The sequence below is a fragment of the Clostridium aromativorans genome (assembly GCF_020908015.1).
GTDB lineage: Bacteria > Bacillota > Clostridia > Clostridiales > Clostridiaceae > Clostridium_B > Clostridium_B aromativorans.
This window is the reverse complement of record NZ_JAJJPB010000003.1, coordinates 129,200-145,603: the sequence shown is the minus strand read 5'-3', so window position 1 is coordinate 145,603 and position 16,404 is coordinate 129,200. Positions and strand designations below refer to the sequence as shown.

13 protein-coding genes are annotated in these 16,404 nt (G+C 31.5%); 1 reads left to right on the top strand and 12 read right to left on the bottom strand.

Translation table 11 applies throughout. From position 1 onward, the window contains the following. Window positions 1-30: 30 nt before the first annotated feature. From LN736_RS04890 to LN736_RS04835, 12 genes are all read right to left on the bottom strand, one after another. Entirely contained in the window at window positions 31-1,779 is a 1,749-nt protein-coding gene (locus tag LN736_RS04890) for a ComEC/Rec2 family competence protein (protein ID WP_229981085.1), read from the bottom strand. A 79-nt stretch (window positions 1,780-1,858) separates the two neighbouring features. Then, window positions 1,859-4,447 carry a cation-translocating P-type ATPase gene (locus LN736_RS04885; protein WP_229981083.1) on the bottom strand — a complete coding sequence of 863 codons (2,589 nt, stop codon included), beginning with the start codon at window positions 4,445-4,447 and terminating at the stop codon, window positions 1,859-1,861. Window positions 4,448-4,570: 123 nt separating this feature from the next. After that, window positions 4,571-6,037, bottom strand: coding sequence for a DUF4179 domain-containing protein (locus tag LN736_RS04880; protein WP_229981080.1), 1,467 nt, complete (start codon window positions 6,035-6,037; stop codon window positions 4,571-4,573). After that, window positions 6,030-6,602 carry a sigma-70 family RNA polymerase sigma factor gene (locus tag LN736_RS04875; protein WP_229981078.1) on the bottom strand — a complete coding sequence of 191 codons (573 nt, stop codon included), beginning with the start codon at window positions 6,600-6,602 and terminating at the stop codon, window positions 6,030-6,032. The genes LN736_RS04880 and LN736_RS04875 overlap by 8 nt, the downstream gene beginning before the upstream one ends. A gap of 23 nt (window positions 6,603-6,625) precedes the next feature. Continuing rightward, a complete protein-coding gene (locus LN736_RS04870) occupies window positions 6,626-7,762 on the bottom strand; it encodes an acyltransferase (protein WP_229981075.1) in 1,137 nt (378 codons plus the stop codon). Window positions 7,763-7,951: 189 nt separating this feature from the next. Then, window positions 7,952-9,775 (bottom strand): glycosyltransferase, encoded by a 1,824-nt coding sequence (locus LN736_RS04865; RefSeq protein WP_229981073.1) that lies wholly within the window; start codon window positions 9,773-9,775, stop codon window positions 7,952-7,954. A 68-nt stretch (window positions 9,776-9,843) separates the two neighbouring features. After that, a complete protein-coding gene (locus tag LN736_RS04860; RefSeq protein WP_150358100.1) occupies window positions 9,844-10,569 on the bottom strand; it encodes a DUF6385 domain-containing protein in 726 nt (241 codons plus the stop codon). A gap of 103 nt (window positions 10,570-10,672) precedes the next feature. Next, window positions 10,673-11,521 (bottom strand): DNRLRE domain-containing protein, encoded by an 849-nt coding sequence (locus LN736_RS04855; RefSeq protein ID WP_179976966.1) that lies wholly within the window; start codon window positions 11,519-11,521, stop codon window positions 10,673-10,675. A gap of 184 nt (window positions 11,522-11,705) precedes the next feature. After that, window positions 11,706-13,310: an NAD(P)H-dependent oxidoreductase gene (locus LN736_RS04850; RefSeq protein WP_229981071.1), complete on the bottom strand. Its 1,605-nt coding sequence runs from the start codon at window positions 13,308-13,310 to the stop codon at window positions 11,706-11,708. A gap of 245 nt (window positions 13,311-13,555) precedes the next feature. Beyond that, window positions 13,556-14,569, bottom strand: coding sequence for a CPBP family intramembrane glutamic endopeptidase (locus LN736_RS04845; protein WP_229981068.1), 1,014 nt, complete (start codon window positions 14,567-14,569; stop codon window positions 13,556-13,558). Window positions 14,570-14,754: 185 nt separating this feature from the next. Next, window positions 14,755-14,910 carry a hypothetical protein gene (locus tag LN736_RS04840; protein WP_229981067.1) on the bottom strand — a complete coding sequence of 52 codons (156 nt, stop codon included), beginning with the start codon at window positions 14,908-14,910 and terminating at the stop codon, window positions 14,755-14,757. A 186-nt stretch (window positions 14,911-15,096) separates the two neighbouring features. Next, window positions 15,097-15,459, bottom strand: a complete 363-nt coding sequence (locus tag LN736_RS04835; protein WP_229981066.1) for a hypothetical protein — start codon at window positions 15,457-15,459, stop codon at window positions 15,097-15,099. Between the two features lie 565 nt (window positions 15,460-16,024). Here LN736_RS04835 and LN736_RS04830 point away from each other — a divergent pair. Then, window positions 16,025-16,402, top strand: a complete 378-nt coding sequence (locus LN736_RS04830) for a GtrA family protein (RefSeq protein WP_179976963.1) — start codon at window positions 16,025-16,027, stop codon at window positions 16,400-16,402. Window positions 16,403-16,404: the final 2 nt, after the last annotated feature.

The following is a 16,404-nucleotide window of genomic DNA, read 5'->3' as shown; positions in this document are numbered from 1 at the left end:
CTTCACTCACTTCCTCCTTTGCTCCGATAATCATCGAAGCTTAAAAAGCATATTAAACATTATAACATAAGAGCTGCTATCTTTTATATCCATTTTCGGTATAAAAACAGCTTTTTCTCCGTCAAAAGCCAGTTTACTGTCTTTAGTATTTTTATTCAAAAGAAATTTGAATTTTTTATTTTTGGAATTAAGTGTTACCTCCATATGAGCTTTCGAGTTTTCGTTTACTTTTAAATAAGAACCATTACCTAAATTATATACAAAATTTTCATGAGGATTAGTTATAATTTTATCTACTGACTGCTGCATTTTAACTTTCCATATCCAATTGGCGTCTAAATAATTGTAATTGCATATCATAACTTTATTGAAACCTCTTTTTATAAGGGCTGCTTCTCCATTATCCGTATTTATAAAAGATATTCCGGTAAAAAAAGAATATCCTCGAAGTATCATCAGAATCACACAGGCAGCAGGAATGTGCCTGAATTTTTCATATCCCTTCTTGTACATTACAATAGCTGTAAATAATGCAATAGCCATCAATCCATCTTCATATTTTAAATACATCACTCCAGGACATAACTTCAAGGCAATTATACTTCCACCATCTATCACAGTAAAAATAAAATTAATAATTGTACATATGTATTTAAACAATATTTCCACGGGATATAGGCACAGTGCCCCATTTCCAAGCACAATTATTATCGAAAACAGGGGAATCAAGAATAAGTTTCCCAAAATAAATCCATAACTGAAATTCTGTATTGTAAAAGCTATATAGGGCAGTGAAAAAATCTGTGAGCTAAGGGTTAAACTTACACTGACCGCTAGTTTTTCAGGCAGTTTATACAATTTTCTGCATATGGCTTTACTGTATAGAAGTATACCTAAAGTCGCTAAAAAAGAGAGATCAAATCCTATATTTACTATATAATAAGGTTTAAATGCTATCAAAATAAGAGCTGCCAGACTTAAAGAGGATATGCTGTCATATTCTTTAAAAAATACACTTGACAGTTTAAATATAAGTATCATTATAAAAGACCTCATGGTTGCTGCTGCCATGCCTGTAAAAAATACATAGAATAGAGATACAAATACAGCCATTTTAAGCCCAACTGTAAACTCCAGCACTTCATATATCAATGCCATGTGGAATCCTGAAACACTTACAGCATGAATTATTCCCAATTCCTGAAAATTCTTCATCTGATCCTGGTTGATATAATTGGTTTCTCCATAACACAGAGCCATAACAAGAGCTGCTCTATCTTTTCCAATTATATTTTTGAATTTTTCATAAAGATTTTTCTTGAATTTATAAGAATAGTATACCAGATCCTTTTTACAATACTCATATCCCGTTAGATAATAGTTTCCAATAAATCCATTTTCTATATCAAAATTTTTTTGAAATCTCCCATATACTTTTGTTATCTTCTGACCTTCTTCCAGTCCCTTTGTTTTTCCCTCCAATATAATTTTTCTTCCCTTAAAATCTCCTATAAAATAATAGTTTTTACTATCTACAATTCTAATTTCAACAGGGTTCTGGATACTTACATTAAAATAAATACAAAAGCTGAATATTCCAAAGAGAAAAAATAGTACATTTATCGTAAAAGCTTTAATTTCCAATGTGAAAAATAATATTATAAGAAAAAAAGCAGCTACTAACGCTGCTGCCAAAATACTGTCTAAAAATAACAGGACAAATAAACATCCTAGATATAGGGATACAGAATAAAATACCAATGGCCTTTTCATAGTCATAGATGATACCTCCGGCTAATCTGATATTCACTGCATATGGCACAATTGCTATTATCTATATTTGCCTAAAAACAACTTATTAATCATATTGATTTTTATGAAATTTATAATTTATACATAAGATAGACCACAATATAATGCATGCAAAAAATATCTTCCAATAACCTAAATTAAATAGAATCAATAATTTGCTAGCAATGAAGATTATACCTAATTGTACAACAATATCTATAACTGTAATTATATTTGAAAGTCTGTTTTTAAAAAACTTTTCATTGGAAAAACTATATACAAATAATACAGCACAGACATTTAAAACTGAAATAGAAGTCAAAAACGGAAAACTGATTCTCCACAGTTCCGATACATACAAAGATGCAAAGGATAAAATACCCATGAAAACTCCACTAAAAAGTATAAAGCCTAAATTTTCTCCTATTATGCTTTTATCAATGGTAGATGGTATATAATCTCCCTCTTCATCCCTGTACTGATACATGATGGATAGAGATGATAAGAACATAATTACACCATTAAACCAAAGTGATTCTATAACAACATATCCGGAAACATCAAAGCCATATAAAAAGATCATCAATAAAAATGCTGCCAATCCCACACAACAGCTTATAATATACACAATTATCTTTTTAATCACACTTATAATTTTTCTTGAATCCTCTATAGTATTTAAGAAGCTCATGAAATCCATATTTTTAACAAAAATATCACATAATTTTCTCACTACTTTGCTCTTAGTATTGGTTATTCCTATATTTGATATTTTAAGTGCAGGTAAATCTGTAAGTTTCCACCCCGTTATAGCTGTTATATATCCATAACTTTTTAATGCTTTTATTATCTTCACCTTATGTTTAGAACTTATTCTGGAAAAAAAACTTACCTTTTCTCCAATACGATTGAATTCTTCATCTGTCATATTGTCCATCTCCACACCAGAAACTATCTGGGAAAGTCTGGATATAACGTTTATCTTTTTTCCTATTGCCAAAGCTGTAAGTTTGCTGTCATCTGTAACAATAATGGGTTTTACTGAAAGGGACAGAGCCTTTTTTATGGAATCTGATGCATTTTCTTTTAACATATTGTCAAAACCAATTAACCCTACGAATACCAAATTACTTTCGATATTTTCTTTAATACTCGGTTCATAATTAAAATTTCTGTAGGCAAATCCCATTACATACAAACATTCATTGGACATGCTAATATCTGCATTCTTTATAGATTCTATATCCTCCTCTGTTATTTCCAGTTCCAATCCATTTTTCAATATATGCGTACATCTGCTTAAAATAGAGTCCGTAGCCCCTTTTACGTGAGCTCTATATTTCTTGTCCACTTTATTTACAGTAGTGGTTATACGTCTCTCACTGTCAAATAAAATCTGAAATATTCTATCATATTTCTTATCCAGTTCTTTTTTATACATTCCATTTTTGGCACCAAACCTTACCAAAGATGACTCAAGCAAATTTTTTACCCAATTTTCTTCATTTTTCTTTACAGATTTTGTATCATTACATAAAAGTCCTATATTCATCATTCTATACAGGCTTTCACTTATACCGTCTTTTAAGGTCTCTCCATTTATATCTATAAGGCCATTACTTCCATAAGCTTTTACTACTTTCATTTTATTTTTAGAAAAAGCACCTATTTTATCTGTACAAACCGCTGAAACTTTTGAAAACTTCTCTACACTCAATAGGTCCTTAAAAGTTATATCCATTTTTTTGAATCTTTTTAGTAAAATTGCTCCCACAAGAGAAATAATAATGATCATCGCCTGTGGAACAGTACTTAAAAACGTAATTGATAATATTTCTAAATTGTAGGAAAAATCTTTATGAAAAATAAAATTTAACATAAATCCAAGTATTAGGATACAAATGGCCAGCAGCATACTAAAGGCATTCATTACCTCATATATTCTAGTCCCAAAAAATTCTCTCTTTTCTTCACCTTCAAGTAAAAGTTTTACTATATTTGCCACCTGAGTATCCATTCCCACTGCTGTCACCACACCTGTACCATCACCTGTAACTACAGAAGACGACTTAAAAAGCATATTTTTCATATCTGAAAGAGACGGTTCCCGATCATCTATTTTAAATTCGTATTTTTCTACTATAAAATTTTCTCCGGTAACGGAACACTCATCTACCTTTAGATCATTACTTTCAATAATTCTCATGTCCGCAGGTATTCCCTCTCCTTGTCCAACTATAACTATATCACCTACTACAAGTTTTTCAGATGGTATCCTAACAGTTCGTCCATCCCTTATTACTCTTGCCGTTCCTGAGTTCAACTTTCGCAGTTCTTTTATATCTCTTTCCCCTTTATATTGCTCCTGAACTATAAAAGACACATTTAAAAATAAAACGATTAAAGATATAATTCCATAGTTCCACATGCCTAAATATGCAAATAAAATTGCACAAAGGATCAATAACAACACCCATATTTCTTTAAACTGCATAAATATAAGATAAAATAAGCCTTTGGTCTCCGGCATTATAATTTTATTCTCTCCATACTTTTCTCTAAGAGGCCCTATTTGTTCTTCATCTAGTCCATAATATGTATCACTGTTCAGTTCTTTTATTACTTCACTCCATGTATATTTATACCACTCAATCATACATCTACAACCTCCAATAAAAAAGGACACTATTTAAATATCGTATTTACATACATTAACTTTAAAAAATCAGCTAAAAAATACCTTCACATTTTATTCTGTGAAGGTATTTTTTACGCTAAACTATTTATTATGAAGCTGTATTTTAAATTTCAAATCATTTCTCACATCGTAGGAACTTAAATCATTTGTACCTATTTTATATTTTTTGTTTTTACTCATAGGGTCAAATTCAAGTATATATTTTCGGGGATCAACGGTATCTCTTTTAACTTTATAATTCATGTCTTTTCTTCCTACTTGATTATTTTTATCATCCATTATATAAATTTCATTTGCCTGTAAAAAGGGCGCTTTACCCTCTGCTGTACATGTTACAATAGTCCTGTCCTTCTTATACTCTATACTGTCCACCGTTATTTTCCCCATATTTCCCTGCCTGAGCTCCATAGGGTATTTTCCATTTATATTCACATATACAGCTTTAGTTTCTGTTTCTGTCTTGCTGTAATTCATTTTATAAGGTATGACAGTTATATATTGGGGAATATGTTTTACATTTTCAAATCTGTACACATCCTCAAAGTCCATAGTATTGGATTTTTCAACTGCATGTCCTGAACTTCCCCTAAGTTCAATTTCATTTCCGCTGTCATCCAGTACAAAATAACTGTCATATAGAGTATTTCCCATAATCACATCTTCATTGAAGGCCTCTTTACGCTTATCAGGATTTTTATATTCTTCCTTTATATATTTCCCGGAAATTGTCATATAAGTGGCGATGGGTGTAAATCTCACTCTTTCTATATTCAAATAGGCATCAGGCATCTTTATTCTGTCATTAGGCTTATAATCTACAATATCTTTGGACATCCGTTTTTTCGAAACAATAAAGCTGAAATCCCATCTACCCTTTATCCCATATATGTCATTTATATTTATATCTACCTTGATTTTATCCGGGAGATCTTTATCACCCAGGTCTAAAATTTCAGAATTAACATAAGTATGTTCATCTTTGTATCTGCCGCCATAACTTGAACCACCTGCAGTCTCCTGGCCATTTATTTTAGCCTTTATAAAAAACGGTACAAAGCTGCTGTCTTTTGCCTGTTTTTCAATTATCTTATCTCCTGTTAAAACAAATTTTCTTATGTCGCCCTGGCTTTTTATGGTATATCCAATCATCAAGCTGCTTCCATCACAAAGTGCATCATTTATGGTAAAAGTCACTCCATTGTCTGTTATGCTCTCATTTATGGCCTGGGAATACCTCTCATACTTCGTATTGTCATTTTTACTTCCATATATATACTGAATTATTGATTTCAATCCAGGGATATTTTGGGCAAATATAGATACATTTGCAGTAATAAATACAAGTCCGATTACTATAGCTGCAGCTGCAGTTTTATATGAAAATTTTTTATGTCTGCTCTCATTTTTCACCTGCTTCATAATCCTTTTCTTCAATGCTTTTTTTCTTAAATCATCCATTTCAAATTCCAAATTCTCCTCTTTATCGTCAAGTTCAACATAATTGAACAATTCCAGCAGATCATTATCCTCAAATTTTTTACTACTCATTCATACATTCCCCCCTTTGCAGGATCTCAAGTCTTTTTCTAAGAATCTTTCTTCCCCTGGAAAGCCTGTTGTCAACTACAGATCTCTTTACCCCAAGTGAATCTGCTATATCAACTATATCCTCTTGTATTAAATATCTTTTTATAAATATTTCTCTGTCCAATCCTTTTAATTCTTTTATTGCCTCTATTATTTCTTTCTTATTTTCCTCTGAAATAACCAGGTTTTCCACTTGCTGTGAGGATTCAAAAATACAGTTTTCCATATACTCCGTATTTGTATTTCTAGTAATTTTTTTCTTATAATTTATAGCCTTATACCTGGCTACAGCCTTAAACCAGCACTTGAAGCTTCCCTTATTCTCATCAAACTTATCCGCATTATTCCACAGACACATGAATATATCATTAATGCATTCATCCATATAGGTAGAATACCTTTCAGAACCAAATACTGAAAACACTATTCTATATACATAATCACAATACCTGTCAAAAGCGTATTCAAGAGCTTTTGGATCTTTGCACTTCAATCTGTAAATAAAATTATCTTCTACAATCTTCATATTTTCCCCCTAGCAGCAGATTATCAATGTGCTGTTCTCGTATTCATTTTTATATTATGATGCAATTTATTTCCCCGGAAAACGGAATTTTTCCTGACTCCCGTAATATATCTGCTAAATGGAATAAAGCCTATGATGTAAAAAATACAGGGAGTTATAAATGCAGTCAACATCAAAAGTATAAAAGGCGAGTACAATTTCCCCGCCTGATGTATATTATTGGCAAAATACTGAAGTATCACTACATGAAACATATAGGATGGAAATGAATACCTGGCTATAAATTTAAAGAAACCGCACAATATTCTTTTTTTTACAATATGCAGTGAGATCAAATAAAAAAACATCATGCATAAAATATTGTGTATTATGCCTATTCCATAACTCAATTTATCATATACGAAAAATTCATCTCCAAATAAGTTCATGTTTTTGCAGTACACTGCTGCTGCAAAAAACGTGTACAATACAGTAATTGCCTTTCCATACCTCAAAACCATATTTTTAAACTTGCTGTAATTAAATATTATATAAACACCTATCACAAAATATATAGACCATGATAAAGGTGATATATTTATAAATTTTTGCTGAAGTTCTGTAGGATTTCCAAATATGATTCTTCCTAGAAAATTATAAACCCTATTACTATTTTGAATAAAAAATATATAGGCGGCACTGTATAATACAATAAAATTTATTTTAAATATGCCTGACTTTTTTCCTATGATTCCTATAATAAAAATTATAATTGGAAAATAAATATAAATTCTAATAGCCATGCCCATATACCAGAGATGATATGCCGCATTTCCCGTGACAATTTGTCCAAAAATATTCCTTAATTTCTCCCAGTCCTTCAGCAAGTACATGTCCAGTATTGAAAAAATCACATAGGGTACTATTAGAAATTTTATCTTTTTTATATAAAAGGATTTCCAATTAAATTTATCAATATATGTATATATAAGCGTCATGCCCATCAATATCAGAAATATTTTAACTGCCGGCTGGGCAATTGTATAAATAAATCTGGACAGTGCTAAATCCATGTATGATATATCTTTTAAATATGAATATCCCCCTATTGTGTGCTGAACCACAACCATGACAAACGCAATACCTCTGAGTACATCAAGTTCTACAAGTCTCTCCTTCATCTGTTTTACCTCAATTTCTATAATTTATTATCTTCATATATTAATACAATTTATTTTCATATTTCTATCAATAATTTCAGTAAAACATTTTAAAAATACTCAAATTGACAATAAGAAATTTCAATACTCCCTCATAAATACAAAACAATAAGGGCTTTAACTAATTTTAAAGCCCCCTGTTCATTAAAATCAACATCTTGAATTATTAAAATACAGTGCCTGTTTCATCATTTCAAGTCCTTCTACATCAATTCTATCGTATATTTTTATGGATCTTAAAAACTCCTTATAGGCAAGATCCATATATCCATTTTTGTAGTATAACTTTGCCAGATATAACAGTACATTGTCATCTTCAATTAAATTTAAAAGTTGAAGTCCCTTTTCAAATTCTTCAAAATAATTCATCTTTAACAAAATAGACAATAAATTAAATATTGGCTCCAAAAATTTTTGAGATGATTTTACATCTTCTGCCAAAGCCGTACACTTTTTCCCCTCAAGCAGATCTTTAAACTTCATGTATACCAGATACTTTTTATCATCTGGAATTTCTTTGGGATTGTCAATCAATATATCCCTAGTTGAAATGCTGTCATTAAAAGTACTGCAAAGTGCACTGTAATAAAATGCCCTATCAATAAAATCCCTTTCCGCAATTTTTCTAAATAAATTATATGACTCATTAAATTTTTTTTGATAAAATAAACAAATCCCCTTGTAGTAATATATTTTGGACATATTATATTTATCTTCACATATTCTTTCCGCTTTTTCTGTATAATCATAGGCAATATCAAATCTATTTTGACTGTAAAATACATCCGATAAAAACAAATACAGATTCTCGCCTTCACTTCCATCAAGGTAGCTGTCAAATTTCTCTTTCATTTCATCTATTGTGAACTTTTTAGCTCCCATTATCTGAGAAAGTTTGGAAAATGCCTTCATGTATCCTGAATTCAATTTCAGCACCTTGTCACAATAATACATTGCTCTGTCATATTCCCTCAGAACAAAATATATATCGGACAGAACATAATAAGTTCTATAAGAACCCACCCCTACCAATTCATTTATCTCAACAGGAGGTTCACCCATTTTAATACATTTATTCAATGAATCTATAGCTGCCAGATATTTGCCTTGTCCCATAAGAGTATTTCCTCTTATAAATTCCAAATCTGTAAAATTGGGATAATACTTCAACCCCTCGTCAATGAACTTATATTCCACTTCATAATCTTTCAATACTTGATTGCATGAAACTATCCTCAACATCAATTTAGAGCTAAATCCCTCCTGTGGTACAAAACTCTTATAACTTTTCATATAGTATTCCAGCGCCTTTTTATATTGAGCCATGGCATAGTATTCGTTTCCCATATTAAAAAGCATAAATGAGTTATTGGAATTTTGCTCCAAGCTTCTGCTTATCAAATTCATATTTCTCTTTCTCTTATTTTTATTCTTTATAATTTCATTCAAATATCCATAATGATAAAACCTTATATTTTCAACTTTTACGTCCTGTGAATGATAAGTATGATTTGGCGGAGGCACTATCTGTTCATGTATATCTCCTACGAATTTATATCCTTTCCCGTTTTTTATAAGCCTTACATTTAAATTCATAGTAACACTTTCAAAAGTAGGTCTGTCACCGGAATAACTTAATGTCCGTAGGAAATATACATAGGTTTGACTGTTCTTGTTATTGACCAGTTCAAGTAATTTGTCACTATCTTTTTTCTCGAATTCATCATCTGCATCCATTATGAGAATCCACTCTTTTGTAGCTTTTTCCAAAGAATAATTTCTGGCACTGCTGAAGCTATCATCCCATTTATAGTAAAAAATCCTGGCACCATATTTCTTTGCAATTTCAACTGTAGAATCTGTAGAACCTGTGTCTACTATTATAATCTCATCTACAATATATTTCACACTTTCAAGACATCTGATCAACACATCCTCTTCGTTTTTGACTATCATGCATAGACTTATCGACACGTCATGGCCTCCTTTTACAGAGCTATACTAATATGATGCAGTCCAAAAAAGAGGACAGCATCATCATATTAAACGCTTGCATTATAATAAGCTTCTAAATTAGCAGTGTTGTCACCAGTATCATAATAAAGCCTTGTATATTGTAGATAATACTGAGCGGTCAAAACCGTTGCAGTATTTGGAGCAACAGTTACAAAACCAGCAGCATCATTGATAAAATAACTTGAATTGCTGGTTGGAGAAATTTGGAGTGCAACTGTAACAGCATTTACAGCATCATTATTTTTAATATAATAGGAGTATATCTTTTGCTGTGAAATATCTTCCTGCAGTACAAAATTCATACCAGTCCCAGTAGTTTGAGTAATATTATCTGTGGTAAACAGCGTCCCTTCAGTTATTGAATTTACCGTTCCAGTTACGGTCACTGTATTGCCTACATCTAATGTTCCAGTCACAGTCACCGTATTTCCCACATCCACCGTTCCTGTTACAGTCACCGTATTTCCTACATCCACTGCTCCTGTTACGGTCACCGTGTTACCTACATTTACTGTCCCTGTTACAGTCACCGTGTTGCCTACATCTAATGTTCCAGTTACCGTTACCGTATTTCCCACATCCACCGTTCCTGTTACAGTTACCGTATTTCCTATATCCACTGCCCCTGACACCAATAAATTACCTGAATTATCCACTGTCAAGGCCTCAGCCTGATTTGAATTTATATTATAGGCATATAATTGAGTTCTTAACTGTTCAGCCACTTTGTTAAATACCAAATTATTAGGCATATCTTTTCATCTCCATTTTAATTTTAAAATATAGCCGGACTTTCCAAGCCTAATAATATATTATTCCTCAATTAATCAATTGTGCTTTCATACTATCATTTCTTTACCTATAAGCTTGATATATAAAGTTTACTCTTACAGTGCCCTGTTCTAAGCACTGTAATTTTACTCTATAATATTTCCCATAATATTTAGCTACTAAAATTCCAGAGCTATTGGAGTCCACTATAATTTCATCATCTTTAATCCAGCTGCACAAATCACAGCTAACTTCAACAGCAGCTTTCACTTCCCCATTACCTATATTGTCAATAAAAAATGTGCCTTGAATAATGCGCTCAACATTTATTGGCGGGGAACACCTTATTCTGCGAAACTCTAAATTCCAACTTTTTTCCATTACATTCACGGTTTCACTGCTATTGTTGTGATGATTCAACTCCGGAATACTAATTATAAGCTTGGGAATAAATTCGTAATCACAGATAGAATTGGAAGTAAAACTCCCAAGAGATTTTTTTCTCTCATTGCTTTTTATAATTATACCTTTATTTTTCATGTACCCACTGTTCCACTCATTAAATATGTCTGTTATTTCCACACGTACAGGGCCGTGAAAATTTTTATTTATTTCAAACTTAGCCTGTCTATTATAATATTGAGGTTGTTTTTCAAAGGTAGTATATTTATCAAAGTCCTCCTGAAGTGGTTGTATATAGAAAACGGTCCTGGAATGTTCAGTGTCAATTTTATTTAAGTATATATATAAATAGGCAGAATTTACGAACTCATCCTTAGGTATATTGTCTATATTAAAATACATATAACTTCTGTAAATATTTTTTCCATCAAATCCAATTTTCAAGGTATCATTTATTACATTACTTTTAGGCTTAAAATCCGTTATGGTAAGACTTCTCACACAAATGCTTTGCACTCTTATATAGGACAACTTAAAATCACCTCCTTATAATCATCATATGTACCATATGGGAAAAAATCCCGCAAAAAATATAACTTTTATAAGAAGGTTAAGACGGATATAAGAATAACTTGATAAAAATAGCGGCTGTAATCTCTACAACCGCTTATTTAGCTGATCTCCCAGCAAGAGTCAGAGCGAATTTAAAAATAAATTATCCCCTGGCAACTTTTGCAGGATACCAGCTGGCAAACCATTTTGTAAAAGCTCCCATAACTGCAGGCGCAATTGAATTCACAAGACCGGTATAACTTGATAAAACACTTCCCATCAGGAAATAGGTACAAAAGGCAATTATCAGGAAGAGTACACCCCAAGCTGCAGTCAAAATCCTATTTGTCTTCAAAAAAAGTGGATTTTCAAAGGCATCCTTCCCGTTGTAATCATTGCATGAATAGTATGCAGTCAAGGGTATTTTCCCCCAGCAGGACAATATCCACATAAAGCCAAATATCAGATATGAAAGACATATTAAAAATGTTGGATTAGTTCCAAACACCGCCAGAATACCCAGGACACAGATCAATGGAATACTTATTTCATCATAAATAGTAAGTTTAAACTTATAGGACAGAAGAGGTATAACGGAGCAAACGATTATTCCCACAACACCTCCCCAAATCTCATCTATAGGCAGTACTACCCAAAGTGCTATCCACTGAAACAAAAGCAGGGTCATATTTGTCTTATTTCCCGCAGATTTCTTCTCGGGTATCTGACTTTTTATTCCAAAATAGCCATCCATTTTAAGCATTATGCTGAAATCCCCCAGTACTCGGTACTGCTTTTTCATCAATGCCTTCGCCCCGTTGACCTTACCCTCTGAAATCTTTTTCCAGAGCTCAAAAGTAGTTTCAATTCTAGTAGTATAGGTCACAAAATTCTCAGTATTGACGGTGCATTTTTCCCTTCCCAGAAAAAGCTGATAAGTTTTGTCGATATCTGTAAAATATATTTCAATCAGAACATCCTTTGTATAACTTTTAGGATTGTATACAGCGGCCATCTGTTTCATAAAATTATATGATCTATCCTGCTGCTGCCTTTTCTCCATAGAGCCCTCTGAAATATTCCAGCTGGCATTTGCCATTTCCACAAACACATCCGGAGGATACAGCAATTTGCCAAGTTCATCTTTTGTATCACTGCTGATAGCAGAATTATATCCAAATTCTCTGCCAGCCTGTTTCGCATAAGACAGGTACTCTAAAATTCTTCCCTCAAGCTGGGAAACATGGAACAGCTCTCCTTCAGGACAAATTATTTTTGACAGTTTATCTCCAAACAGGATGTCAAACTGTTTAAAAAGAGCATCATAATTTTTCTTTGTGCTGTAAAATCCACAGGTCGAAATAAGAACATACCTTTGATTTGACAGATCATACCGGGAAGGGTGTCCGCTTGTTCCATCCTTGTTTAAACTCATATATGGCAGATTTGTAGGAAGCATTCGATCAAGAAATGCCTTGACTTTTGACGGCATACCAAAATAGTAAAGTGGAAAACTCCAGATGACAACATCTGATGTCACATAGCTTTCTATAAGCTCTCTCATGTCATCCCTTATTATGCATTTACCCGGAGTTTTAGTCCAGCAGGCAAAACATCCCCTGCAGTGTTCAATATTTTTCTCACTGATATTCACTATATTTACACTGCAGCTTTCAATTTCCTCTAGCCCTTCCAAAAAAGCTCTGGTTATCCTAAATGTATTGCTTTTTTCTCCTTTTGGACTACCATTGAGCACAAGCACCTTCATACTACTATACCCTCCAATTTATATAGATTATATCATATAACAATACAAACCTAGACAATTCACAATTTATAAATCTTAACTTGACTATGCTTATAATTATACAAATTTAGACATATGATTGCACTACAAATCCAAAAAATTAACTGTAATTAACTGTAATTAACTAGAATTTAACATTTAAACCGAATAAAAACTTTCTTATACTGGATAATTTGATGACATGAACGTGATGAAAGCGAATACCTTTAACTATAGAATTCACAGGTCCTTCGAGATGATTTTTTTCTGTACTCTTTAGTAAATATGAAGGGTAAAAATACAATTCCACAAACAGCGATATTCAATATTAATATTTCAGGTGTAAATACTATATTATTTGCATTACCGCTGCCAGAGGCCATGTAATTATTTATCAAATGAACAATTATAGTTGACCAAAGATTTCCCGTTTTCATATAGACAAGGCCTAAAAAGATACCGATGAATGTACAGTAAAATATATGAAAAATTAGGCAGTAAACAGGAGTTTTAGGACTGTACAGCATAAAGCAGAGGGGTAAATGCCACAGTCCCCATATAGGTCCCAATATTATGACACCAAGTTTTTTGCCAAACAGAACTTGAAGTCTAGGCTGCAAGTATCCCCTCCAGCCAAATTCCTCTCCAAAGAAACTTATAAAAGATATAAGAATACCCAGCAGTAAATTAAAAGGTAGAAACTCCAAAAGTTTGATGCTCTTTTCTACATTTTCAATAAAATTACCATAAATAAATCCATTTAGAATTGCTATTACAAATTCAATTCCTATAAATATCAAACATAATATAAAAACATTCTTAAAATTCTTTTGAAGAACCATACCAATCTTTTCAAAACAATTATTTCTATTGTTAAATATCAGGTAGAAAGCAGCAATACTAAATGCGCATATAAGCCCATACAATATTTTAGATATATATTGGGGAAAATCAGAAACTCCAGTGAGTAAAACAATCATGGATAAAATACATAAAACAATATAAATTTTAAAAAAATAAATCAAATTCCTGTCAATATTATTTTTTTCATTGTTAATCATCAATATAACAGCAGTTAAAGCCGGATAAAACATCTGTACTAAGGCAAAATCTGAAATAGCAGCCTTATCAATATATTTATATACAAAGAACATAACTATTCCCATGGAAAATGTAATGATAAAATTGACTGACACAAACATCAGTATTTCATTTTTAATTTTAATTGAATTGGTTTTCATAACATTCTCCTTTAATATTTGTAATTTCTGTCATAGCCTCAAGATTATTTTAAGCGGCAAAGAGATGCTCTTTACCAGTCAATTATGCATATAATTATATCATATATCAAGATAGTTTATTTTCCATAGCATTTTATATATTTCCCTCAGTTAAGTCCATTTCTTTATATTTTTTCTCCGCCGCTTCAATTGCCTGGACACCCGTTTTGCACAATACATTTACACCTTTGACAATAGTTACAATTACAAACTGGAGAATATTTAGAAAGTATTTCGGCAAAAGGTGGATTCCACTTTAACTCATTTTTATAATAATCAAGTATACCTTCAACATCTTTCATATTCAAACTTGCCCTCCCCCTATTTTACAATTATCAACTTCCTATAGTTCAATGTGCTTTACTATCGCATTTCGCCTGTTTTCTTTATAACTTCGCTGAATTCCTCAAGTTCCTTAATTATAATTTTTGCCTGACTCTTCCATATATCTGTTTTATACACCGTACCAATAACCGGGATCCCACAATTTAAAGCATTTCTCCCGGACCATCCGCAAAATTATTATTTGTCAGCTGTTCCGGCCTGCTCTCTATTAAAAGTAAATCAGGCTTTAAATTTTCAATTACTGCCTTTAGATTTAAATAGGAAAAATTTTTTGAATCCAAGCTCATGAAGTGAACAGTCCCCAGAAAATATATATTTTGATTTCCCTTAGTATATTTTTCAAAGGACGAATCTCTAAAATAAGTTGTCATAGATAAAGATGAATACATTCTGCCAGCAATTTTATTCAATAATTGAGGATAAATAACAAATAACAGCAATATTAGACATATGAACAAAATTACTATATTTCTAAATATTTTTAGCATTGATCTCAATTTATACACTGAAACTTGCACTCCTCCTATTTCATCCTTATTAGCATTATATAAAATAAATACCAACGTTATTCAATAAATCCATTTACACAATTGTATTCAACTCTCAGCTTCATATTTTTCACTCCTGTAATAAATATAAATGATTACGTCGTGTAAGGTACAAGTAAAATTTTAATAAACTTGCCGATTCGTATAAAAACCTACTATTTTATATTTTAATATGTTTATTTAATCACTATTTTAAAAAATTCTTAGGAATTTTTAATGCAATTTTAATATTCTGAAGTTACTATATTAAAGTTAAAAGGTTTTTTATAATTCTCTAACAAAAATATTTTAAAAATTTTATAACCACATATAAAAACATAAAATAGATTGGTGCATACATTATGGTATTCGTTGCAAACTATTTATATAACTTTTTTAATAATCTAATAACTTCATCAAAAGTATAATACTGGAAGGATTTATAAATTGCAATCTATAATACAACTTCTTAATCAATACGAATATATAGTTTTGTCAGGAGCACTGACGAAGGTAATTTTCCTGTAATAGGAGATGATATATATTGACTTTTAAATTCATTGGAAAATATACAATTATTTCGTTTATAGTTGGCAGCATAGATTTTTTTTTAGCATATTTTCTATATCAAGTCTTGGGATTACATTATATGCTGGCTAGCAATATCGGCATAGCTGTGGGATTCCTTCTGCAATTTATGGCAGGTATGAAATATGTGTTTAAATCTAATAGCTATACAAAATCTTTTGTTGTATACATTGTGTCACTTTTTCTAGGAGTAGCTGTATCAAATTTAATCCTGTGGTTTAGTTTCAACTTTATGAAAATGTCTTTTTTAATTTCAAAGTTTCTTTCCATGGTGCTTCCCTTTTTTATAGTCTATTTTATGCGGAGAGTTATGCTTGAAGTACATGACTCATGAGC